Origin of the sequence: Scytonema millei VB511283 (assembly GCF_000817735.3) — a bacterium.
In the GTDB taxonomy this organism is placed as follows: Bacteria; Cyanobacteriota; Cyanobacteriia; order Cyanobacteriales; family Chroococcidiopsidaceae; genus Chroococcidiopsis; species Chroococcidiopsis millei_B.
Map to the genome: position 1 here is coordinate 63617 of NZ_JTJC03000004.1, position 23225 is coordinate 86841.

A 23225-nucleotide genomic window follows, 5' to 3' on the forward strand; every position below is an offset into this window, starting at 1 on the left:
GTTAAGTTATAGATGGGGCAATGCTGTCACGAACAGGATGTGGGGTGTGGGGATCGCGATATTCTCCACACTGTTGGATCAGTTTGGCGACTAATCCCGTCCAGCCAGTTTGATGACTAGCCCCAATTCCCGCACCGATATCGCCATGAAAGTATTCATGAAACAAAATTAAGTCGTGCCAGTGAGGATCGGTTTGGAACTTTTCAGTACCACCGTAGACGGGTCGTTTGTGAGACGAATCTTCCAGAAAAATTCGCACTAGTCTTTGGGACAATTCAAATGCAACTTCCCAAAGTGTCATCATGCGACCAGAGCCAGTAGGACACTCTACTTTAAACTCATCCCCAAAGTAGTGATGGAACTTTTGTAGCGACTCAATAATTAAGTAATTGACGGGGAACCAAACCGGTCCGCGCCAGTTAGAATTTCCGCCAAACATACCAGTACTGGATTCTGCTGGCTCGTAGTCCACGCGATACTGATATCCATTGGCTTCAAAGATATAGGGATGAGACTCATGAAATTTGGAAACTGCACGAATGCCGTAGGGACTTAAAAATTCGCTTTCATCCAAAATTCTTTTCAGAATGCGCTGGAGTTTTTCACGATAGGCGATCGCCAGCAGTCTTCTTGCCCCTACTCCGGGTGATTCCATGCAAGCGACATTTTGTCGTAGATCTGGGCGATTTCTAATAAACCATTCCATGCGTCGTTTGAAACCAGGGAGACGCTGCAACATTTCTGGTTCCAAAGTCTGAACGGCAAATAGCGGAATGAGTCCTACCATCGAACGTACTTTTAACGGCAACCGATCGCCATTAGGCAGGTGCAAAGCATCATAATAAAATCCATCAACTTCATCCCAAAGCGATATTTCCGTCTTACCAATGCCATCTATTGCATCAGCAATGTAGAGAAAATGTTCAAAAAATTTGCTGGCAATATCTTCATAGGTAGAGTCTACTTTTGCTAGTTCCAGAGCGATCGCCAGCATATTCAGGCAATACATCCCCATCCAGCTCGTGCCATCTGCTTGATTGATCCGTCCACCCGTAGGTAGTTCGGCGCTTCTGTCAAAGACACCAATGTTATCTAATCCCAAAAAGCCGCCCTGGAAGACGTTATTGCCTTCAGCATCTTTCCGATTTACCCACCAAGTAAAGTTCAGTAGTAATTTTTGAAATACCCGCTCTAGAAAATTCGTATCGGCACGACCGTACATTTTACGTTCAATCTGATACACGCGCATGGTAGCCCAAGCGTGAACGGGTGGATTTACATCACTAAAAGCCCATTCATAAGCTGGTAACTGACCGTTAGGGTGCATGTACCATTCCCGCGTCAAGCGACTCAACTGACGCTTGGCAAAGTCTGGGTCGATCGCCGCCAGTGGAATCACATGAAAAGCCAAATCCCAAGCGGCAAACCAAGGATATTCCCACTTATCTGGCATTGAGAGAATATCATCGTTGAATAGATGAATCCACTCATGGTTTCTGCCGTGCCGTCGTTCGGTTGGTGGTGTCGGATTTTGGGGATCGCCGTTCAGCCACTCATGAACTACATAGTAATAATACTGCTTGCTCCATAACATACCTGCAAACGCCTGTCGTTGGACGTTGCGTTCATCTTCTGAAATGGAAAACGGACAAATTCGATGATAAAATTCATCTGCTTCCAAAAGCCGAGTTTGCAAAATTTCGTTAAATTCAGCCTCAAAAGGCTGAATTAAACTCGGCGAATCGCTGAGGCGTAGCCGCACAATCTTAGTTTCGCCTGCCCCAATTGACAATACGTAATGAGCTGCACATTTAGTACCAAGCCGATTTGGGTTGACTGCTTCTTTTCGACCTTCTACCAGATAATCGTTGATTCCATCTTTGACGTAGGGAGAAGCATTGCTTGCTCCATATAATTTCTCAAAGTTGGTTTCATTATTCGTAAATAGCAGTTCTGTTTTCCCGTCACAATACAGCCATCTATTTCCCAATGTTGGATGGATAGCTTCAATAACACTGAAATCGGACTCAGATTTAACAACTTTGAGAATTGGTTGCTCTTGGTGAGAATTCCAAGACCAAGTATTCCGAAACCAGAGTGTAGGCAACAGGTGTAGTGTTTTTGCTTCCGCTCCTCGGTTAACGATACTGACTTGGATCGGAATATCTTCCGGTGAATTCTTAGCGTACTCAACGAAAACATCAAAGTAGCGATCGTCAGCAAATATACCCGTGTCGAGCAGTTCATACTCTAAATCCTGACGACTTCGACGTTGATTTTCCTCAACAAGTCGATCGTAAGGGAAAGCCTGTTGAGGATATTTATACAGGCATTTCATGTAGGAGTGCGTGGGAGTATTATCCAAATAAAAGTAATATTCTTTGACATCTTCCCCATGATTGCCTTGATTTCCCGTGAGACCAAACATTCTCTCTTTGAGAATTGCATCTTCTCCGTTCCACAGGGCGATCGCAAAACAAAGGCGTTGATGGTTATCAGAAATCCCAGCAATTCCATCTTCTCCCCAGCGATAAGCGCGAGAGCAGGCACTATGATGAGGAAAATAATCCCAAGCTTCCCCAGTCGCACTATAGTCTTCTCGCACGGTTCCCCACTGTCGTTCGCTCAAATAGGGTCCCCAACGTTGCCAATGAGCAGTGCGATCGCGGACTTCTTGCAATCTTGCTTCTTCTCTGGTCATATCTTTCCTGCCTCAATACGAGGGCTAATATTCCTTGGCTAGCGATGACAATCGAGATAGTCACTACAATATGCAAAACTAACTAGTCAGCTATACAAAATCTTCAGCAATGATTTTTTCTATATTGCGTTCTGCTAAAGCCGCAATAGTAAAGGAAGGATTTGTGATGGCTGTATAGCCAGGAATCATCGCTCCATCCATGACATAAAGACCTTTATACCCGGCGACACGCCCGTAGCGATCGCAGGCTTTTCCTAGTGTTGCTCCTCCTAGAGGATGCCCAGAGATAGAATTGATAAATTCTGACTTAGGCTGACTGGTTGAGGTCGTATTTTTCTCATCAAGGATTTGAGCAGTTAACTTGACAGCATCTAATTGAGCATTGTCTTGAGTCCAGTTCAAGCGGACAGAATCAGTAGATGCATTGTACGTAAATGTCCCTGTTTGTCGAGGTATACCTAAAGCTAGTAACTGTAGCGTACCATCAGCCGCATTTGCATCTGGAATATCCTCAAGAACAGTTGCGCCGAGAGGGTTATCTAGGTGTTCCAGAACTACACATGCTGGTCCTCCTTTACCAGAGACAGGCGGCGATAAGTTGCTACGAGTTACAATCGCATCTCCATTACCTCCCCAATGTTTGCCAACTTCATCGTTTAATTTTGGTAACAAGCCCGTTGCTTTAGATCTAACTAAAAGTTTGGAAGTTCCAATAGAACCAGCGGCTAAAAATAAATAGCGACAAGTAAAAGATTTTTGGGCGACAACTGCTCCTGAAGTATCAATTTGAGTGCATAAAACTCTGTATCCATATTCAGGGACTTCAGTAATATCCGTAGCTAGATGTAGAGTTAAAACATCTAACAAGCCAGTTTGCTCTGCCTGAAATAAATAGTTGCGATCTAGGCTATTTTTAGCCCCACTATTAATACCGTACCAATGATTACCTATAATTGCAGCAGGGATCTTAGTTCCTTCTATTTCTTGGCGAATTATATTCCAATCTACTGCAAGATTATATGGATATGTAGCAAAGCCCGCTCTGTTTCCTTGTTCGATTAATAACCTAGCGCGATCGTAGTAAGGACTTGCCAAAATATCATCAGGAATGCTAGCGGGTTGTAGAAGCGATCGCACGCGAGGATAATAAACTGCATCCAATTCATCATAGTCCACAACATCAGGAGAAAATATCCCATTGAATATCTCGCGTCTGGGTTGGTAAGTAATCGCGTTGTAAACTAACGATCCACCTCCAAAGCCAGCCCCATGCAAGATATTAATTCCATTTTCCTGAGAAAAGTCTAGCACTCCTGTAAACGGATCGACGGGGACCCCATTCCATGTCGTATTACTTAACCAGGCAGCTCGACCATCTATTTGTTGAAAAGTAGCAAAAGTATTTCCATCATCTCTAATGGACCAGCGGAGTCCTCGCTCTATCATCAAAGTTCTAATCCCAGTTTGTGTCAATCGCAGAGCGGTAATCGCTCCACCAAAACCGCTACCAAGGACTAGAGCTTCTACGGCTTCATCTGGAACATTTTGATTTTGGGCGCTCGCGCGATAAATACTAGCTAACGGGCTTATGGCAGCACCAGCAGAAATAAGTGCGGTAGTTTGCAGAAAGCGGCGACGGCTGCGAAACCTGTTCTTCATAGTTCCTCAATTTATGACGATCGAGTTATGAGATTTCTAAGCAAAGCGGCTAGTGGTTTCAAAGTTAACAATTTCTGTTTCGAGGAAAGTAACAACGCTGACTAGACTTGCGAAACATGTATTGTCTATACTACAAACATCAAATTTTTTAACTTTTTCAAAGATACATAGCCTTTGCTTTTGTTTGTCGAGGTATTTTTTAACTTACCTAAACACACTGAAAATCCCAAACTCATCCGAAGTATATTTATCAATTTTTTTTTAGAGAAGAGACAAAAATTAGAATTAAGTTTGCATTATTTTGATTTCAACGCTCAATATTTTTTTTTAACATTTTCTTAAGGTCGTATAACAGAATCCTTTATAGCTATTTTCAGATAGATGAGATACGCAGAACTATAAAAAAACATATTACAATTATCTTATAAGTCGGAATACACAAATTTTAATTTTATAGAACAATTGTTTTTCACCCAATAAACCAAACTCAAAGATTTTTGAAATAATTCCAATTAAGTCAAGTTTATTTAGTCAATTATCTAAAAGTATTGAATCAGATTATTGAAAACTACGAATGCTTCTAAAATGTTTTACGCTCTATATGAGTTTTATTAAATTATTAAGTTTGTCAGTAAATAGTTTTAAAAAAGTAGCTTGTATAACGTTAAGATCTCGATACTAAGTAGCTCCTAAAGAATACAAACTAGCTCCGAAAGTTCAACCATTGTGTTCTTACTTCGTGTTACATAAGCTTTTCAGTATCAAACATCGGCTAAAACTCAATAGTCTTTTGCACAACGCTTAAGTATCGTGCCAAGATGCCGAAGCTTCAGCAAGCAAGCGATCGCAACTGAAGAATCGAGAAAAAAGCTATACCCGCCCATCCATTTTTTTCTTGCTATACAGCTAACAAAAACTTCAAACTAATCTGATGAAGTGAGTTCAAATGAATACTGCTTTAGAGGCAGCTTGGGCAAATTTCTAGGTTTTTACTGAGCTTTCAATTGCTGAACAGAATCAGCAAATGTCGTAAAAAAATAGTCAGGAAGAATAATGATTCTAACTACAGCTACACAGCAAGTTGAGCTAGCGAAAACTAAATACCAATTGGAGCCAGGATGCCAACATCCCTTGGGTGCAACACCAAATTCTGAAGGAGTCAATTTTGCAATCTTTTCAGAACATGCCACCTCTGTAGAGCTTTTGTTATTTGATAATCATGACGATCTTGAACCCACACAGATTATTCAATTAGATCCAAGGATAAATAAAACCTTTCACTTCTGGCATGTCTATGTTAGAGGATTGAAACCATGCACTTACTATGCTTATCGGGTGAGTGGACCTCAGGACATACAAGCAGGACATCGCTTTGACGGGAATAAGGTATTGCTCGATCCATACGCGAAGGGAAATACCAATGCGCTTTGGAACCGCGTTGATGCAATAGGGACAAAGGATAACATAGCTACCTCAATGCGTAGCGTAGTCGTTGATATATCGGATTATGACTGGGAAGGCGATCGCCCTCTTAACCGACCCATGAGTGAGACGATCGTTTATGAGCTTCATGTTGCAGGATTTACTAAGTCCCCTTCTTCAGGCTGTCAACACTGCGGTACTTTCTCTGGAATTGTTGAGAAGATTCCTTATCTAAAAGAGTTGGGGATCACGGCTGTTGAACTGATGCCAATTTTTGACTTTGATGAAAAAAATATTTTTCGAGAGGTTGACGGTAAGCCCCTGAGAGACTATTGGGGATACAATCCACATAGCTACTTTGCACCCGAAGGCTCATATTGCACCTCGCCAGAAATAGGGAGCCAGATCCGAGAGTTTCGAGATCTGGTTAAGGCACTGCACAAAGCAGGGATTGAGGTGATCTTGGATGTAGTCTTTAACCACACGGACGAGGGCAACCATGACGGTCCTACGATTAACTTTAAAGGACTTGACAATAGCATTTACTATCACCTAGTACCGTTCAACAAGTATTACTACATGGACTATTCTGGGTGTGGAAATACTGTTAACTGTAACCATCCTATGGTGGAAAAGTTAATTGTAGATTGCCTGGAATTTTGGGTGAAGGAAATGCACGTTGATGGTTTCCGATTTGACGAAGGCTCTATCCTCGCCAGAGGTCAAGACGGAGTACCTTTAATTCATCCACCAGTCATATGGCACATTGAAACATCTGAAATCTTAGCCGATACCAAAATTATTGCAGAAGCATGGGATGCTGCTGGGCTTTATCAAATTGGCTACTTCCCTGGTTATCGATGGGCAGAATGGAATGGACGCTACCGAGATGATATCCGACGCTTTGTCAAGGGAGATTCAGGACTAGCAGGATCTGCTGCTTGGCGAATTGCTGGCAGCGCCGATCTCTATCAAGCTAGTGGGCATCTACCAATTAATAGCGTTAATTTCATCACTTGCCATGATGGGTTTACTCTCAATGATTTAGTTTCTTACAATAATAAACACAATGAAGCTAATGGCGAAGGCAATCGCGATGGCATTAACGATAATCTGAGCTGGAATTGTGGTGTTGAAGGGGAAACTGAAGATAGAGAAATTGATGCATTGCGTCGGCAGCAAATTAAAAACTTTGCAGCTATTCTTCTACTGTCCCAGGGCGTGCCAATGATTGTGGCTGGCGATGAAGTCAGGCGTACTCAACAAGGTAATAATAATGCCTACTGCCAAGATAGCGAGATTAGTTGGTTTGACTGGAGTTTAGTGGAGAAGAATGCTGATATATTCAGGTTCTTTAAGCTGGCGATCGAGTTCCGTAAATGCTATTGTCAATCTGCTTTACGCCGTTCCCAGTTCTTCAGTGGCGATGTCAATGAGCGTGGTTTAGCAGATATGTCTTGGCACGGCACAAAGTTGTTTAATCCAGGATGGTACGATCCTCATTCTAGAGTTCTTGCCTTGACTTTAGGCGGTTTTGAAGGAGAAGCAGATCTTCATATCATGTTCAATATGTACTGGGATGCTTTAGAATTTGAAACTCCCTCAATTCAGGGTAGGAATTGGTACAAAGTCATTGATACTGCGGAACCTTCCCCGATGGACATCATGGAGCCAGGGAAAGAAATCTTGGTTTCAGGCAATGTTTGCCCTGTCAAAGAGCGTAGTGTCGTCGTTCTCATTTCTAAATAGTTAGTAGAACATCAATTTCCATGAATGGAGATATTCAATGAGTAACACAGGTTTTTCATTTTCAGACTCGATCGCAGGATACGTGACAGAATTCGACTCAAGCAGAAATACTTTCAACCTAAAAACTTCTGATGGTAGAAATTTTGAGGTTGCATTAACCTCAACAACTTACGCAGAAATGGTACGCAATCTAGGAGAACCATATTATGACTGTACTAGCCAAATGCAGTCAATGCTTGTCCCCGATCGCTATCTTTTTGCATATGGCATCTTCTATCCTGAAGCAGATCGGAATAAGTTTGAAGCCAAACACGTTGTTTTTCTGGGTCGGACAGAAAACGAGTATCTGTTTGAAAGACCGGACTGGTGGGTAAAACAGATCCGAAATCTTGCCAATTTTTATCTGAAGGCACAGTTTGAAGATGGTGAAATCGACTATCGGAAATATCGTACTGGAATTGGTTTAGTGGGTTCCAAGGAAGATTCCAATCGTCAGGAAACTGATACCATTTCTCGCCTAGTTTACGGTTTCGCCACAGCATATATGATGACTGGTGACGATCGCTACCTAGAGGCGGCGGAAAAAGGGACTGAATATCTGCGCGAACACATGCGTTTTCTCGATGAAGGCGAAGAAATCTGCTACTGGTATCATGGTGTCGATGTGAAGCCAGATGGCAGCGAACAGAAAATATTTGCCTCAGAATTTGGGGATGATTATGATGCGCTGCCAGCATACGAGCAAATTTATGCGTTGGCTGGTCCCACCCAGACTTATCGGGTGACAGGCGACCCACGCATCATGAATGATATTGAATTAACTGTCAATTTATTTAACCGCTATCTCCTAGACAAAACAGACAAAGGCGGCTTTTTCTCTCACATCGATCCCATTACCCTCAGCCCTTATGCCGAGACTTTAGGGAAAAACCGCGCTAAAAAGAACTGGAACTCAGTTGGCGATCATGCTCCAGCCTATTTGATCAACCTTTGGTTAGCAACTGGCGAAGACAAATACGCCGATTTCCTTGAGTATACGTTTGACACCATTGAAAAACGTTTCCCAGATTTTAACAATAGCCCATTTGTGCAAGAACGTTTCTATGAAGATTGGAGGCACGACACAACGTGGGGTTGGCAGCAGAACCGAGCAGTGGTGGGTCACAACCTCAAAATTGCTTGGAACCTAATGCGAATGAACCACTTGAAACCAAAAGAAAGGTATACCACTCTAGCCGAAGAAATTGCCGAAATTATGCCAGATGTTGGTAGCGATCGCCAACGTGGAGGCTGGTACGATGTCGTAGAGCGCAGTTTGGAACCAGGACAAAAAGTACACCGCTTCGTCTGGCACGATCGCAAGGCTTGGTGGCAGCAAGAGCAAGCTATTTTAGCTTACTTAATCCTAGCTGGTTCCCTTGGTAATACTGAGCATCGACGTTTAGCACGGGAGTCAGCAGCTTTCTATAATGCTTGGTTCCTCGATAACCAGTCTGGTGGTGTCTACTTTAATGTCTTGGCAAACGGAATTCCTTATCTAATGGGGACTGAACGTGGCAAAGGCAGCCATTCGATGAGCGGCTACCACTCGTTCGAGTTAGCTTACTTGGCTGCGGTCTACACAAATTTGCTAATTACGAAACAGCCAATGGACTTATACTTTAAGCCCAGACCAGGAGCATTCAAAGACAACCTTCTGCGAGTTGCACCGGATATTCTGCCACCAGGTAGCGTGCGGATTGGTGAAGTATGGATCGACGACCGATCGTATACTAATTTTGATGCCGACCAACTGACTGTCAAACTGCCTGACACTCGCGACCAAGTGAAAGTAAGAGTCAGAATTCTGCCGATTCAGGTTTTCTTTGATGCCGCTTTACTGGAAGTCGCTGATGGGACTGCCAAGATTTCATTAACTGGCTTACTAGATGCAAATGCAATACCAATTCTGGAAGCAGAGTTAGAAAAGGTACAAACGCAGCCACTCAAACGCCTCGTCTTTCTGTTACAAGACTTAAAGTGTATCTCTAGTGCTGGACTGCGTTTTCTAATTTTCACAAAGCAAAAGCTAGGTTCTGACGTTCAAATTCATGTAGTTGGCGCGCAGGAAAATGTGAAGAATTACCTCAAGATGAGTTCATTCTGTCAAGGCATTACTGTGTTCGATCGGTATGATGTGACTGAAACCGCCAACGTGTATTTAGTTCCCTAAGAATAACTACCCATCTGTATGACGAAAATCCCTGACACCAAATGATTTCTGAGTTAGTGCTTAGTTTTTGGTAAACCAGATTTTGCATGTGTTTCCCTGCCTGTCGTCATACCACCATTAGACCGTGTGGGAACATTTGACCAAGCAGGGACACTTGCATCGAAAATTTCGCCGCTGGTCGTAACGCGACTAGGTTATGAAGGAGTAACTGTGGCTAATCCTGTTCTGTTAACTTTAGACGACGATCCAGGAGTTTTGCGAGTGATCGAGCGCGATCTCCGACGCGAGTATGGTAGCCGATTCCGAGTCATGCGATCGGAATCGGGTTTAACAGCTCTGAAGGCACTGCAACAAGTTAAGCTACGTAGGGAAATGGTAGCACTATTCTTGGTAGATCAGCGGATGCCAGAGATCGCAGGGGTAGAGTTTCTCGAACAGGCGATGGAACTTTTTCCAGATGCAAAGCGGGTCTTGCTAACTGCATATGCGGATACTGATGCTGCTATCCGCGCCATCAACACAGCAAAGATTGATTACTACCTTCTCAAGCCCTGGGACCCGCCACATGAAAAACTATATCCCGTGCTGGACGATTTACTAGATGATTGGATTTCGTCTTGTCGTCCGCCCTTTGAAGGTTTGCGAATTGTTGATTCGCGTTGGTCGCCTCATCTGCATCAAATCAAAGATTTTTTGGCTCGCAATCACGTACCTTATCAATGGCTGGACATTGAGGCAGAAGAAGAAGCACGCCAATGGGCTAACTACACCGAATCTGGTGCTACAAATTTACCACTGGTATTATTTCCCGATGGTTCTCACTTGATACAACCGACAAATACGCAAATTGCCCAGAAACTCGGATTGCGAACCCATGCCCAAATGCCATTCTACGACTTAGCGATCGTCGGCGCTGGTCCATCTGGTCTAGCAGCAGCAGTCTACGGAGCGTCTGAGGGATTGCGAACCGTGTTAATTGAAAAAGAAGCCCCAGGCGGGCAAGCAGGAACGAGTTCTCGGATTGAGAACTATTTGGGCTTTCCCGTTGGACTGAGTGGAGCGGATCTAGCTCGACGTGCAGTAACTCAAGCCAAACGGTTCGGCGTGGAGATTCTCTCGCCACAAGAGGTGACTGGTGTTCGAGTCGCCGATCCCTATCGTATTTTGACACTGAGCGATGGCACAGAGGTTTGCTGTCATGCAATGCTTATTGCTACGGGTATCTCGTATCGCAGACTTAATATACCTGGGATCGAAAATCTGATCGGAGCTGGCGTATATACTGGGGCAGCAATGACTGAAGCACTCTCTTGCTTAAATCAAGAGATTTATATCGTTGGCGGGGCTAACTCAGCCGGACAAGCAGCGGTCTATCTTGCTAAATACGCTAGACGTGTGAAAATGCTGGTGCGCGGCGATTCTCTTGCTAAAAGCATGTCCCAATATTTAATAGACCAGATTTCAGCAACAGAGAACATTGAAGTTAGGGTACACTCTAGCATCGTCCAGGTTCATGGTGAAAACTGTCTAGAGGCAATTACGATTGCTGATGCCCAGACAGGCGAAAAACAATCTGTTCCTACAAACTTACTCTTTGTCATGATTGGAGCTAAACCGCGTACAGATTGGTTAGATGGCATTGTGGTAAGAGACGAACAAGGTTTTATCCTGACTGGAGCAAGTTTAAACCGTAATGGACGCTGCATCAAAGGATGGACGCTCGATCGCGAGCCTTTTCTGCTTGAAAGTAGCGTACCTGGTATCTTTGTGGCTGGAGATGTGCGTCACGGTTCAGTGAAGCGCATTGCTTCAGGAGTAGGAGAAGGTTCGATTGCCGTTCAGTTCATTCATCAATACCTGAGTAAGATGTAATTATGCTTGATGCCTTAAGACAAACATCGCTCTTTGCAGAACTCACGGACGAGCAATTGCAATGGTTAGCCGAACACGGTAACCTGATTCAGTTAGCCACTGGAGAGTATCTAGCGCTTGAAGGAGAGCCGCCGAAAAATTTCTACGTGCTTGTGGAAGGCGAAATACAGCTGACAAAAAAAGTTGGTGACATAGAAAGGCATATGATGACCTTCGGACCAGGAACGTATACAGGTCACGAGTTAATTTTATTAGATATGCCTTACTTTGCTAGCGGACGGGCTACAAAAGCTAGTCGCGTGTTGAAATGGGACACACATGCTTTCTGGCAAATGCTAACCAGATGTCCTTCGATTACACGCGATCTGCTGGTCATAACAGCCCAGCGGACGCAAATCTTGGAAACAACATCACGACACCACGAAAAGCTGCTTGCACTAGGTACTATGGCAGCTGGTCTTGCCCACGAACTGAATAATCCAGCAGCAGCGGTCAGTCGAGGTGCAAAGCACATGCACGAATTATTCCAAGAATTGCTCTTGCTGGCACTCAGTCTGAACCAACAGCAGATGACAAGCACGCAGATGGCTTTTCTGGCAAATATTCTGCAAGACGCGATCGCGCGTGCCGCAACACCGCTACAGTTAGACCCGCTCGTGCAGAGCGATCGGGAGGATGAGATCGCTATCTGGCTTGAGGCAAACGGCGTTGAAGATAGCTGGAATCTCGCCCCTACTCTGGCAGTAGCAGGACTAGATACAGAATGGCTGAATGTTGTCATAGAACATGTGCCTGCTCAATCCTTGGGTAAAGTACTGACCTGGATTGAAGCAACTCTGACTGGGTTGGGGTTGTTAGACGAAATTGAGCAGAGTGCGGGACGCATTTCTGAGCTAGTTAAAGCAGTCAAAGAGTATTCATACATGGATCGAGCGCCAATGCAGGATTTAGACGTACACCAGGGAATCGAAAGTACGTTGATTATGCTAGGTCACAAACTTAAGGGTGGTGTAGCCGTGTCGCGCGAGTACGATCGCAGCCTGCCTACTATCTGCGCCTATGGAAGTGAGTTGAACCAAGTTTGGACTAACTTGATCGACAATGCGATCGATGCAATGGGCGGACGCGGACAAATCTGGATTCGCACAGCGCGAGACAATAACGATCTGCTCGTAGAGATTGCTGACAATGGTCCAGGCATTCCGCTAGACATTCAAGGGCGTATCTTCGAGCCATTTTTTACTACCAAAGGTGTGGGTCAAGGAACTGGCTTAGGTTTGGTGATTAGCTATCGAATTATAGAGAAACACGCAGGCGACATCCGCTTTCATTCCGAGCCAGGAAACACTTGCTTTCACATTCGCCTGCCGATCGCTCCGTGTCAAGTGCGAAATCGTCAGGAAAACTCAAGTACTCAACTTCCAAGTACTCAACTTTCATCAATCTTAGTGAGTGGCGAGTTAGGCTAAAAAATTAGCCGCGCACTGATTCTGTTTTGGTTAGTCTTTAGTTGGGTCATCATACCCAATTCCTAATTTCTCTCTAGAAAGTTCTAACTCTCGCCAAATTACTTTGATTCGGCGACAAGCTTCCTCTGTAGAAATTTTTCCATTAGTTTGCAAGCTAACAATATAACCAATTTCTTGAGCAAACTCTTGTAAATTGGCATTGAATACCAAGTATTCTGGTGTGAAGTTACCCCGATAGCGGTGACGGGGATGTAAAAACTCATTTTTGTCAGCCATGTCTATTCGTTTGCTTTTTCTGAGCTATGGATAGAGTATTCTATTGCAAAACTTGGTGAATCTACTACTAGGAATAGATTACGCTAACACGCTTTTATTGCTATTGAAAAAAATATTTGATGTTGTATAAACAGTACAATAGTCTTTGTAGCAAAGTTAAATTTAGTCAACATTTCAGTAAGAGTAATACGATTTGTGAGGTTAGGGAAATCGACTGACTTACAATTGAAGCGCAACTATGAGTTACAAGCCATTCCGACTACTGAGCATCTAACTTACAGCCGATCGCGGTTAATATGTATTGCCCAAACCAAAGAATTATTGTGGAGAGATTGCTTGGTGAAACGATGTCAAAAAATCTATCTGCCAACTTGCCGATCGAGGTTACTCTCACATCCAAGTAGCAGATAAATTTGACATTTTGGTACTAGATTTAACCCTGACGAATCTAGAAGGATATTACCGAGAACTGCGAAATAACTTTACGGTTGCTGTCGAACGCCGCTGGCTACTAAGCTCAGTAAATAATTCTCTAAACAGTCATTTGCTTGCCTCCAACTCCAATTTTCTAGTACGTATTTTCTAGCTCGTTCGCCCATTTTTTCTACTAGATCGGGATTATCTAAAAGATAAGAGATAGCCTTACCACTCAGAATTGGATCGTCACCATCAATTAAAAAACCATTAATTCCATCTTTAATACTTTCTCTAACTCCTCCTTCAGCGATCGCAACAACCGGAGTTTCACAAGCATTTGCTTCAAGAGGCGCAAAACCAAATGGCTCTAGGACAGGAGTATAAATCATGACTGAAGCTTGGCTCAAAAGTTTGACGATCTCATCATCTGCAATCTGCACCTTAGCTATAAATTTAACTTCTAAAGATCTAGCAAGCTGTTCAATTTTTTGCTGATAACTATCGACAGAGAAATTTCCGATCCAGATTAAATCTGGTCTTTTTTCTTTCTGTATTGTGCCGATAGCGCGAACTGCACGCTCAAGTCCTTTGCCAGAATAAATACCTCCAAGACCGACGACAATTTTCTTTCGAGAAACTTGTGATGGCTTAAAGAGTTCGGTATCAATTCCTAAATAACAAACTTTAGCATCTAATCCATAAGCTCTTAAAACACTTTCTCGACTAAAAAGAGAATTAACTAAAATTAAATTGAACGCTCGCGCATTCTGCAATTCTTCTCGAACTTGAAGTCTATATCCTTGTACCTGAATCGAATTTTTTAGAAATGTTGAGAGATAACTACTCGACCACCCAGTCTTCGCTGGAGGTGGTATGGCTGCCCAAGGTAATCTTGGTATCGCTTCGTATAGTTCTCGATTAGGTTCTTGGAGATAAATAGCTGTTGGTATATTGACATATCGACCAATTGCAGTCGTACGAAAAAAAGTACAGGAATTGGCGAAAAGTACATCGAAGTCACCGCAATTAATTTCAGCAGCACATTGTTGACAATGAGCATCCATCGCTTGGATATTATTCAAAACATGAAAATACGGCGAAAATGGCTGTTTTATGAACTTATTCCGTTTTTTTATAGGCGGCTGAGCAAGTGGCACTATATTTTCTTCGATCAATTCGCTTAAAGGAAGATAAGATTGGTCTGCCGTTGGAGGACACCAAGATTCTAAAGTGTGACCGCGCTCTAACAAGCCTTTTACATGATGATATAAGGCTCTCTTTCCACCACCACTTGGTAAGTTATGCCAGATAGCAATTTTCATATACAATTACGCTTTTTCAACATATTCCTTCAATAGTCAAATTTTGTCATTCTAGAAAAGTTCAGTAATATGGTCTGACTAGAGCTATTGTGGATACCAAGATATAAGGACGCTGTAGCGTTTAGCACGACTATGAAAACTCATGTTTAAAAGTTATAGAAAAGTTAATGCGATCGCTAGTTAGATATCTAGTCTCAAAATGCATCAAAAAAGGTATTTTTTGCTTTTTCTATTCCAATTATCTTAGCTCGATTTATTCATCCTAAAATACCTGAACTTATCCGTATTGATTAATGCAAGTTTATAGAGGAATATGTTAGAAGTTTTTAAAGCTGATAGCCATCAATTAAAATGTAAAAGCTTACACAAAGCGATCGCGTAAAACATGTTTTAAAAACTTTTTGTACGTTAACTATAAAAAAGCAATTGGAAATTGTCTTAATGATAAATGTACGAAGTGTATCGATATACAAGATTCCAATCGTTGGAATACTTCTTTTTTGAAAAATAGAGCGATTGTAAGATTTTGCGATCGTTGTTAATTGTTTAATTATCGCAGGTATTAATAAAATTATTTTTTGAAACAAAGTTTGCGATTGAGTTGTTCAGGGAAAAATAGTGAATTATCTTATGAAAAAAGCATTAATTTTTGGAGTATCAGGTCAAGATGGGGCGTATCTAGCTCAGTTGTTAATCGATAAGGGTTATACTGTTTGTGGAACCTCACGAGACGCACAAATTTCTTCTTTTCAAAATTTACTACGCCTGGGAATTCGCGAACAGGTAAAATTGGAATCCGTTGCCCTTAACGACTTTCGCAGTGTTTTACAAATTTTGAACAAATTTCAGCCAGATGAAGTATACAATTTATCAGGACAAAGTTCAGTCAGCCTCTCTTTCGATCAACCAGTTGAAACCTTTGAAAGCATCTCAATTGGTACTTTAAATGTATTAGAAGCCCTACGCTTTATCGATCGCCCCATTAAGTTTTATAATGCTGCTTCGAGTGAGTGTTTTGGAGATACTGAAGGCAAAGCAGCCGATGAAACTACGCCATTCCGCCCTAAAAGCCCTTACGCTGTAGCCAAGGCATCCGCTTTTTGGCAAGTTGCTAACTACCGCAAAGCCTACGATTTGTTTGCTTGTTCTGGTATTCTATTCAACCACGAATCTCCCCTGCGACCGGAGAGATTCGTCACTCAAAAGATTGTATCCGCAGCTAACCGAATTGCTAAAGGTAGTAAGGAAAAGCTTTATTTAGGTGATATTTCTATTCAGCGTGACTGGGGATGGGCTCCAGAGTACGTTAAGGCAATGTGGCTAATGCTACAACAAGGGCAGCCGGAGGATTACGTCATTGCAACTGGAGAAAGTTGCAAATTAGAAGATTTTATAGCAGCAGCCTTTGCCTATGTAGGCTTAGACTGGCGCGATCGTGTTGTAATAGATACAAGTTTATTCCGACCAACAGAAATTGCTGTTAGCAAAGGTAATCCCGCTAAAGCCAGAAAAAAGCTGGGATGGCAAGCGCATTATAAACTCAACGATCGTGCTGTTGTACAAATGATGATTCAAGCACAAGCTGAGCTTGTGAATGGCAGCAGGACAGCAGCATACAATCAGGAAAGAGATAAATATTTAGGTCTAGCTACAGCTTTCTAGAATGACTTGTGGCATCATAACTTGTCGCATCATACATAACACACACACGATAGCCACAGTAGTATCATACCTAGTTTCTGTGTATGAAAACTACAAAATATTGCGTCGGCAATACTTATTGGTAAGTTCAGCAAAATTACGAACATTGCGATCGCAGTTGTCTGTAAAAAAGCGTAACTAAATTTGACCGAAACGAAATAACTGAAGTTTTCCAACTTTTTCTGTATCGAGCGCTTTCGTTACTTACAGTAGCATCTTAAAAGAAAGTTTTCTTCTCTCACTGAGACTTTTTTTCTAATTTATTGAAACTAATATAGGTTTAGTATACACTATGAGTACAACTATTTCTTATTCTTACTGGTACAAGCTATATTATAAATTTAAACGAAGATTGGGTGAGTATACCGACTATGGATTCAAAAATCCTCAATGGTTACTCATGTTTGTTTTTGGGCGTATACATATTATTCGCTCGCTAATGATTTTATTAGCTAGTAAACCAGAGCTTATTATTCCTACAACAGACTCTTCCCTCTTTACGGAGATCGATGTTGACTCCATTGTGGAAAATTTAAAACGAGATGGGGTTTGTTTAGGGATTCATTTGCCAAATTATGCATTAAATGAAATTTTAAACTTTACCAATCAAACCTATTATTTTGCTAATGGTGAGTTTGAATTTCCTTTCACCCTCGACAATAAAGAAGAACAAGAAGCTAAATATGGCAAGCCGTTCTTATTTGGCTATCATCATCAGCCTTACCTATCTTGTGCAACCATTGAAAAACTAGGAAATGACCCTAAATTACGGCAAATTGCTGCAAAATATTTAGTTGGTGAGCCTATTGTTAAAAGCATCATGCTCTGGTGGAGTTTTGCTACTCCTATAGAACAAACAGATGAGCGCTTGCGATTCGCTCAAGGATTATTTCATTACGATCTAGATGATTATCGCTGCTTACAATTTCTGTTTTATCTAACAGATGTAGATCTATACAGCGGTCCCCATGCCTATGTGAAAGGTAGTCATATTAAGAAGAAACTACAATATCAGTTGTCCATAGACAGAGATCAACCCGAACAAGAGTTAATTAATTATTATGGGAGTGATAAAATTATAAATATTTGTGGAAAAGCGGGGATGGGATTTGCTGAAGATCAATTCTGTTTTCACAGGGCAAATATTCCTACTAAAAAAGATCGGCTTATCCTCCAAATAAAATTTGTTTTAAATAGATATAGTTTTTCTTGAAGCTTTAATTTTGTTAGAAGAAAGGGCAAGAAAATAGGTTTTAATGCTTTTTCAAGGAAAATATTAGAGCAAAACCGCGTTCTCTAAAGACAGCTTTTGATGTATGGAAATCGATGAAATTTAATTTGGTAGATTTTCAGCAGAAAAATCTGTTTTTATAAAGATTCTACAACCGCTAATTTATTTAGAAAATAATCCCAGAGTATTGTCAAGTTTTCTGGAGCAATCTCTGGGATATTGTTGTTATACTTGCTCTGATTGTTTTTTGTCTTAATATTAATTGGTTTAAGCTTATCATTAATAACTCTGATTGTTTTTCATAATAATGTCTACCTAAAAGTCAAAAATTTGATAAAGCATTCTCCCTACATAACCAGTTTCTCTAAAAAGGCAACTCAGTGACAAAATCGATTGAATTTGAAATATTAAGAACTAGAGTAATATGACATCAAAAATAGCTTCTAAGCTCGTACTATTCTGTGGTCTTGTTACGCTGGTGTTGACACTCTCCACATACAAAAATACCTCTATCACTACTTTCTATGTCGATGCAAATTCAGGCAATGATTTATTAGGAAATGGCTCGATTGCAAGACCTTGGAAAACGCTTCAGAAAGCTGCCGAATCGATGGGGACAGATGATACGTGCGTTATTAGGCAGGGCGTGTATAGAGAAACGGTCATACCGAAAGACGGACAAACCTTTGTGGCTGCACCTGGCGAGAAGGTTGTAGTAACAGGTACAGATCTTGTCAGCAATTGGTTTCGTCATTCAGATAATGTTTTCCGTACTTCACTGCCTAAAAAGGTGTATGCCGTATTTGTTCAAGGCAACTATCTTTCTCTTGCCAGATACCCCAATGTAGGCAACGATTACCTCGATTCGAGAACATGGGGCGCTACACAAGTCAATAACAATGGTAAAGGAAGGGCAAACGTCCAGTTTCTAAATGGCATGAACGTATTTAGCAACTTTTGGAATGGAGGTTACTTCTTCGGACTCAATGGAGATAACTTTTATGCCCCCAACATAGGTAAGATCGTTTCTTCTAGTGGCAACAAACTCGCTCTGACAGAAATTACCGAGACGATTTCTAACCCTGCGTGGCATGAATTTGAGGGCAGCGGTAGAGGCTTTATCATCAACCACTTAAATGCACTTGATGCCCCAGGTGAATGGTATTGGGGAAATTCAACCCTCTACATCTATCCACCAAATAAAGAGATGCTGACATCAAAGCTGGTTGAAGCTCAAGTAAGACTGTGGGGATTCGATCTGAGTCAGCGCAAAAATGTGACAATTAAAGGCATCGTCTTTCGAGGTGCTTCCGTGCGGATGGAGAATGCAGTCAACTGTACGATCGATCGCTCGATCTTTCGCTACCATTCTCCCTTTCAAGCCAATTACAACGGTCACAGCTATGTAGCATTTCCAGGAATTTCTGTATCTGGTTCCGATAATACTGTTAAGAATTCGTATATCGGACATGGATGGGGTGCGGGAATCTCAATATCAGGCGATCGCACAACCATTGAGAATAATTTTGTCGAGGACTTAGCTTGGAGTAGCCAGGGCGCTCCCATTGTTGTCAATGGCAATGACAATAAGATCTTCAGAAATACAATACGAAAGAGTTCTGGCACGGGAATTCACGCTGGAAGCATACGTCGTCCCCAGATAATGTATAACTCCATCTCCGACACAGGGCGGCTACTGCTTGACAGCGGACAAACGGGAATTTATATTTGCAATTTCTGCGATCGCCCGACAGATAAGAGAACTCTTGAGGGTGGTGTCATTGCATACAATTACATTGGCTTAGTCAACACTTCTTTTGTTGACAATGGAAAAGGTATGGCAATTTATCTAGATGATGGAACGCATGGTGCATACATTCATCACAATGTTACTAATACTGGTGGGCGAATTAATTGGGCAATTTTCATTCACTATAACGGTCACACTATCAAGGACGTTTTTGTAGATAACAATACCCTCTGGGGTTATGACGATAAGGCTGTCTTTTTCGCTGGAAACTGGAATGGTAAGGGTGGTGGCACGAAGAATAGTCGGATATCGAACAATAGTGCACAGTTGCCAGGCGCGACGTATTACGACAAGAGTGGTGGCGCTGCAATCTCGAATAATCGGGAAGGGGTTGTATCTTCGGAATTTGTAAATCCGAGAACAGGGGACTTTCGCCTGCGCAGTCATTCTCCTTCGATCGACGCTGCGGTTCCCTTGTTAGGCATAAACATGCCTATACCTGATGGAAAGCCAGATGTGGGGGCATATGAATATGGTGCTGTTGGCTTATTTGCAGGTTCCTCTATTCAAGGCGATCCACAAGATACCTTTCTAGAAAGATGACTCTCCATACATAGCTACTCTCACCTGCATACGATTGCTTTCCGTAAAATGTCTCGGCGACTCGGCGATCGCAGTCAAAACCGATCTCGAATTGCCGAGAGCAATTCGTTTAAGTCTACAGGTTTAGTAAAATAACCATCAGCTCCTTGTTGTAAAGCACGGCGACGAGTTGCCATGTCTGCCTCAAATGAAAGAAACCAAAACGGTATACTAGCTGTAGATGGTTCGCTACGCAATATTCTTAAAACTTCGTATCCACTTAGCCTTGGTAGATTGAGTTCGCAAATAATTAAGTCTGGCTGTTGTTCTCTAGCTATTTGTAAACCTGAACGAGCATTATTTGCCATCAAAACTTGGAACTTGTTAAAGGTAAGAAAATCATACATTAGTAGTAGAGAATATTCATCATAATCGATTACTAAAATCTCCATTACAGCTCTTTTGAATATGAGATAACAAGGACAGACAGCAAATCATATAAATGCGTTACAAAAGCTGTTGTGGAAAACTTGCTGCTAATCAAGATGAATTTTGCTTTCCTAAACTAGCGCGGCGGAGCTTTACCTGACGAGCTATATCAGATAGCAAGGAGGTAGTTAAAAGAGCAAAAGCAAAATTAATAAGGTATAAATGTGTAAATTTTACACATTTGGACTGTTGGCTGACCTGAATGAATTTAGGTGAAGTAGAAACTATCTAGTTAAATTCATCTCTGAGCCACTTTTAAAAAGACTAGTGTTCTCGCTGTTATTTAACTATTCTCAACGTCTACCCAATATAAATAAATATATTCGCAGGTAAAATACAGTAGAAATCGTTCTCTGGCTTGCAAGAATTAAGAAACATGCAGATTGTTGAAATCATCGCAAAGCGGCAATATTATTTATGTTTAACAGACGGTTTTTCATACGGATATAACACTAGTTTTAAATATGCGGATTCTATGAATTGCTGTCCAGGGGGAAAAGTTCAGGGATATTATAGTAATTGGTAATTAGTATTGCCAAGACATTGTTAAACTGTTAGAATATGAGATATTAAATATATTTTTAATATTCGCAACAGTTTTGATATCGCTTGAAGCAATTTAAAAAATTCAGTTATTACTCAACAAAAAACGGTTTTTTTAAGCAAGTATATAGAGCTGTTGACACCAAGAAAAAGTTTAGAACTCGTAAGAAAGCTTGATATCTAGTCTGTTAGAGAAGACACTCAGAGTGCACTGTAACAGGCAGAGAGAATAGGATCGGGATCTACGTGCTTAGTTCGAGGGAACGCACTCTACTGGAAATAGATAACAACATGTATTTAAATTGTGCGGCGAACGCTACTCGGAATTGACGAGGGTTTCACAACAAAACATGTTGCCAAGTTTGAAAATAGCAAAGCAGTAATCGCGGAAAGATTAGCGCAACAGATGATAAATCAATACCGCTTTTGAGCAACAGTTTTCATGGCGTTTATCGATACCTCACTATGCAAAATTCCGAATTCAACTTGGATGTAAAAGTTTTAGATAGCTATTCTAGTCCCTCGCTTCTGAAGCACGGTCAAATAGAGAATATAAGTCCCAACTATGAAGTTAAACTTCGGCAGGGACAGCTTTTAGTGAAGCTTGCTTCTAGTCAAGGTCGCAGTAGTCTACTTTCATCTCGGAATCGACAGTTTTTGACTGAGTGGCTGCAATATTGTCCCGCACGTTTAGTTCGCATAGATCCAGCTTTAGGTGCGATCGCGATCCAACTTTGGGCAGATGTCTGCAAGCAAACAGAGAAGGTGACTTTTTTACGAATTCCTCCCGCACAGGGACTTCGCAAACATCAACATCGATTTAGCTGGTGGGTCAAACGAATAATCGATCGCGTTATTGCTATTGTATTATTACTAACTCTTAGCCCAGTCTTTTTAGGGCTTTCCCTACTCATTTATTTTGACTCACCAGGGCGAATTTTTTCCTATCAATGGTGTGTTGGAGAAAGGGGCAAGCTGTTTCAGATGATTACATTCCGTACAACGGCTCCAAATTTGAAAACGCCACACCATCAAAACACAGGCGATCGGCAAGATCCTGATAAGTGGAATGATTTGCATGTTACAAAACTAGGTTATAGGATGCGTAAATATAGCTTGAATAAGCTGCCACAACTACTAAATGTGGTACGAGGCGACATGAGCTTTGTAGGTTCATCAGCTTACAGTTTAAATGATGCTATAAGACTTGCTCCTGATAGCCAGAGGCAACTGAATGCACTGCCAGGAATAATCGCTCTTTCCCATCTGAATTTTAGCTTGTGGGCGAAAAATAAGGAGTAAAAGATAGTGGCAGGGAATTGGCTGAGAAGCTATTTGGTATGTTGTTACTCCTTCAAACGAATTGAGTATTATCTAGCAAAGCGAATTGCCCGAGCTAAAGCAATAGATTCCGGTTAAGAATGAAAAAATCTTGAAGAGTCTCTAACTTCCTGAAAAAAGGATAAGAATTTAGTCTTAACCAAAAAGTGTTGCAACCTAAAGATGTAGAACAGAAAATTTATATTTTTGAGGAAGGTACATTAGGGATGAAACCCTTACAAGTAGCTGCTCTAAAACAGTTTCTGGCGAACAACCATTTTGTCTACAGCGAGTATAATGAGGATGCAGGTGCAGTTGTTTATACCGTTACTATTGATGTTTGGACAATGACGGTAGCTTATGGCGATGAATGTTATTACTGCCTATATAATAATTTCACTGAAGAGTCATTTTGCGAAGAGTTCGATAATGTGTCCCTAGTTATGCGCGTCTACGACATGCTAAGTTTTTTGAAAGAAAATTTTCGACTTATACCTAGATAAGTGATTT

The 23225-nt window shown here is 41.6% G+C and carries 14 protein-coding genes; 9 read left to right on the plus strand and 5 right to left on the minus strand.

Annotated features, from left to right (window positions below):
* Position 1: 1 nt before the first annotated feature.
* Together QH73_RS15375 and QH73_RS15380 are read right to left on the minus strand one after the other, a co-directional pair.
* Complete coding sequence (locus QH73_RS15375; RefSeq protein WP_039717251.1) at positions 2–2701, minus strand: MGH1-like glycoside hydrolase domain-containing protein; 2700 nt, start codon at positions 2699–2701, stop codon at positions 2–4.
* 90 nt (positions 2702–2791) lie between these two features.
* Positions 2792–4360 (minus strand): GMC oxidoreductase, encoded by a 1569-nt coding sequence (locus QH73_RS15380; RefSeq protein ID WP_039717250.1) that lies wholly within the window; start codon positions 4358–4360, stop codon positions 2792–2794.
* 1053 nt (positions 4361–5413) lie between these two features.
* On the opposite strand from QH73_RS15380, the gene glgX reads away from it, so the two are divergent.
* From glgX to QH73_RS15400, 4 genes are all read left to right on the plus strand, one after another.
* The gene (gene glgX, locus QH73_RS15385) at positions 5414–7531 is read left to right on the plus strand and encodes a glycogen debranching protein GlgX (protein ID WP_132867134.1); all 2118 of its coding nucleotides are present in this window, start codon (positions 5414–5416) and stop codon (positions 7529–7531) included.
* 37 nt (positions 7532–7568) lie between these two features.
* A complete protein-coding gene (locus QH73_RS15390) occupies positions 7569–9743 on the plus strand; it encodes an AGE family epimerase/isomerase (protein ID WP_039717249.1) in 2175 nt (724 codons plus the stop codon).
* A 210-nt stretch (positions 9744–9953) separates the two neighbouring features.
* On the plus strand, positions 9954–11615 hold the full coding sequence (locus tag QH73_RS15395; protein WP_039717248.1) for an FAD-dependent oxidoreductase: 1662 nt from the start codon (positions 9954–9956) through the stop codon (positions 11613–11615).
* Positions 11616–11617: 2 nt separating this feature from the next.
* Positions 11618–13084 (plus strand): ATP-binding protein, encoded by a 1467-nt coding sequence (locus tag QH73_RS15400; RefSeq protein ID WP_039717247.1) that lies wholly within the window; start codon positions 11618–11620, stop codon positions 13082–13084.
* A 30-nt stretch (positions 13085–13114) separates the two neighbouring features.
* On the opposite strand, the gene QH73_RS15405 is transcribed toward QH73_RS15400, so the two are convergent.
* Together QH73_RS15405 and QH73_RS15410 are read right to left on the minus strand one after the other, a co-directional pair.
* Positions 13115–13360, minus strand: a complete 246-nt coding sequence (locus tag QH73_RS15405) for a DUF7219 family protein (RefSeq protein WP_039717246.1) — start codon at positions 13358–13360, stop codon at positions 13115–13117.
* Between the two features lie 482 nt (positions 13361–13842).
* Positions 13843–15099 (minus strand): glycosyltransferase family 4 protein, encoded by a 1257-nt coding sequence (locus QH73_RS15410; RefSeq protein ID WP_039717245.1) that lies wholly within the window; start codon positions 15097–15099, stop codon positions 13843–13845.
* 630 nt (positions 15100–15729) lie between these two features.
* Between QH73_RS15410 and QH73_RS15415 the strand changes: the two genes are divergently transcribed.
* The 3 genes from QH73_RS15415 to QH73_RS15425 all read left to right on the plus strand — a co-directional run bounded on the left by QH73_RS15415 (position 15730) and on the right by QH73_RS15425 (position 20384).
* Entirely contained in the window at positions 15730–16761 is a 1032-nt protein-coding gene (locus QH73_RS15415) for a GDP-mannose 4,6-dehydratase (RefSeq protein WP_039717244.1), read from the plus strand.
* A 331-nt stretch (positions 16762–17092) separates the two neighbouring features.
* Entirely contained in the window at positions 17093–18013 is a 921-nt protein-coding gene (locus QH73_RS15420) for a phytanoyl-CoA dioxygenase family protein (protein ID WP_039717243.1), read from the plus strand.
* 442 nt (positions 18014–18455) lie between these two features.
* The gene (locus QH73_RS15425) at positions 18456–20384 is read left to right on the plus strand and encodes a right-handed parallel beta-helix repeat-containing protein (protein ID WP_039717242.1); all 1929 of its coding nucleotides are present in this window, start codon (positions 18456–18458) and stop codon (positions 20382–20384) included.
* 74 nt (positions 20385–20458) lie between these two features.
* Here the strand turns inward: QH73_RS15425 and QH73_RS15430 are convergent, their stop codons facing one another.
* Positions 20459–20815, minus strand: coding sequence for a response regulator (locus QH73_RS15430; protein ID WP_039717241.1), 357 nt, complete (start codon positions 20813–20815; stop codon positions 20459–20461).
* Between the two features lie 1045 nt (positions 20816–21860).
* On the opposite strand from QH73_RS15430, the gene hepC reads away from it, so the two are divergent.
* The gene (gene hepC, locus QH73_RS15435) at positions 21861–22697 is read left to right on the plus strand and encodes a heterocyst development glycosyltransferase HepC (RefSeq protein ID WP_039717240.1); all 837 of its coding nucleotides are present in this window, start codon (positions 21861–21863) and stop codon (positions 22695–22697) included.
* 185 nt (positions 22698–22882) lie between these two features.
* Positions 22883–23218 (plus strand): hypothetical protein, encoded by a 336-nt coding sequence (locus QH73_RS15440; protein ID WP_039717239.1) that lies wholly within the window; start codon positions 22883–22885, stop codon positions 23216–23218.
* Positions 23219–23225: the final 7 nt, after the last annotated feature.

Excerpts from the sequence above, each read along its gene's own strand:
- QH73_RS15375 (WP_039717251.1), bottom strand. The coding sequence starts at position 2,701 with ATGACCAGAGAAGAAGCAAGATTGCAAGAAGTCCGCGATCGCACTGCT.
- QH73_RS15380 (WP_039717250.1), bottom strand. The coding sequence starts at position 4,360 with ATGAAGAACAGGTTTCGCAGCCGTCGCCGCTTTCTGCAAACTACCGCA.
- glgX (WP_132867134.1), top strand. The coding sequence starts at position 5,414 with ATGATTCTAACTACAGCTACACAGCAAGTTGAGCTAGCGAAAACTAAA.
- QH73_RS15390 (WP_039717249.1), top strand. The coding sequence starts at position 7,569 with ATGAGTAACACAGGTTTTTCATTTTCAGACTCGATCGCAGGATACGTG.
- QH73_RS15400 (WP_039717247.1), top strand. The coding sequence starts at position 11,618 with ATGCTTGATGCCTTAAGACAAACATCGCTCTTTGCAGAACTCACGGAC.
- QH73_RS15405 (WP_039717246.1), bottom strand. The coding sequence starts at position 13,360 with ATGGCTGACAAAAATGAGTTTTTACATCCCCGTCACCGCTATCGGGGT.
- QH73_RS15410 (WP_039717245.1), bottom strand. The coding sequence starts at position 15,099 with ATGAAAATTGCTATCTGGCATAACTTACCAAGTGGTGGTGGAAAGAGA.
- QH73_RS15415 (WP_039717244.1), top strand. The coding sequence starts at position 15,730 with ATGAAAAAAGCATTAATTTTTGGAGTATCAGGTCAAGATGGGGCGTAT.
- QH73_RS15420 (WP_039717243.1), top strand. The coding sequence starts at position 17,093 with ATGAGTACAACTATTTCTTATTCTTACTGGTACAAGCTATATTATAAA.
- QH73_RS15425 (WP_039717242.1), top strand. The coding sequence starts at position 18,456 with ATGACATCAAAAATAGCTTCTAAGCTCGTACTATTCTGTGGTCTTGTT.
- QH73_RS15430 (WP_039717241.1), bottom strand. The coding sequence starts at position 20,815 with ATGGAGATTTTAGTAATCGATTATGATGAATATTCTCTACTACTAATG.
- hepC (WP_039717240.1), top strand. The coding sequence starts at position 21,861 with ATGCAAAATTCCGAATTCAACTTGGATGTAAAAGTTTTAGATAGCTAT.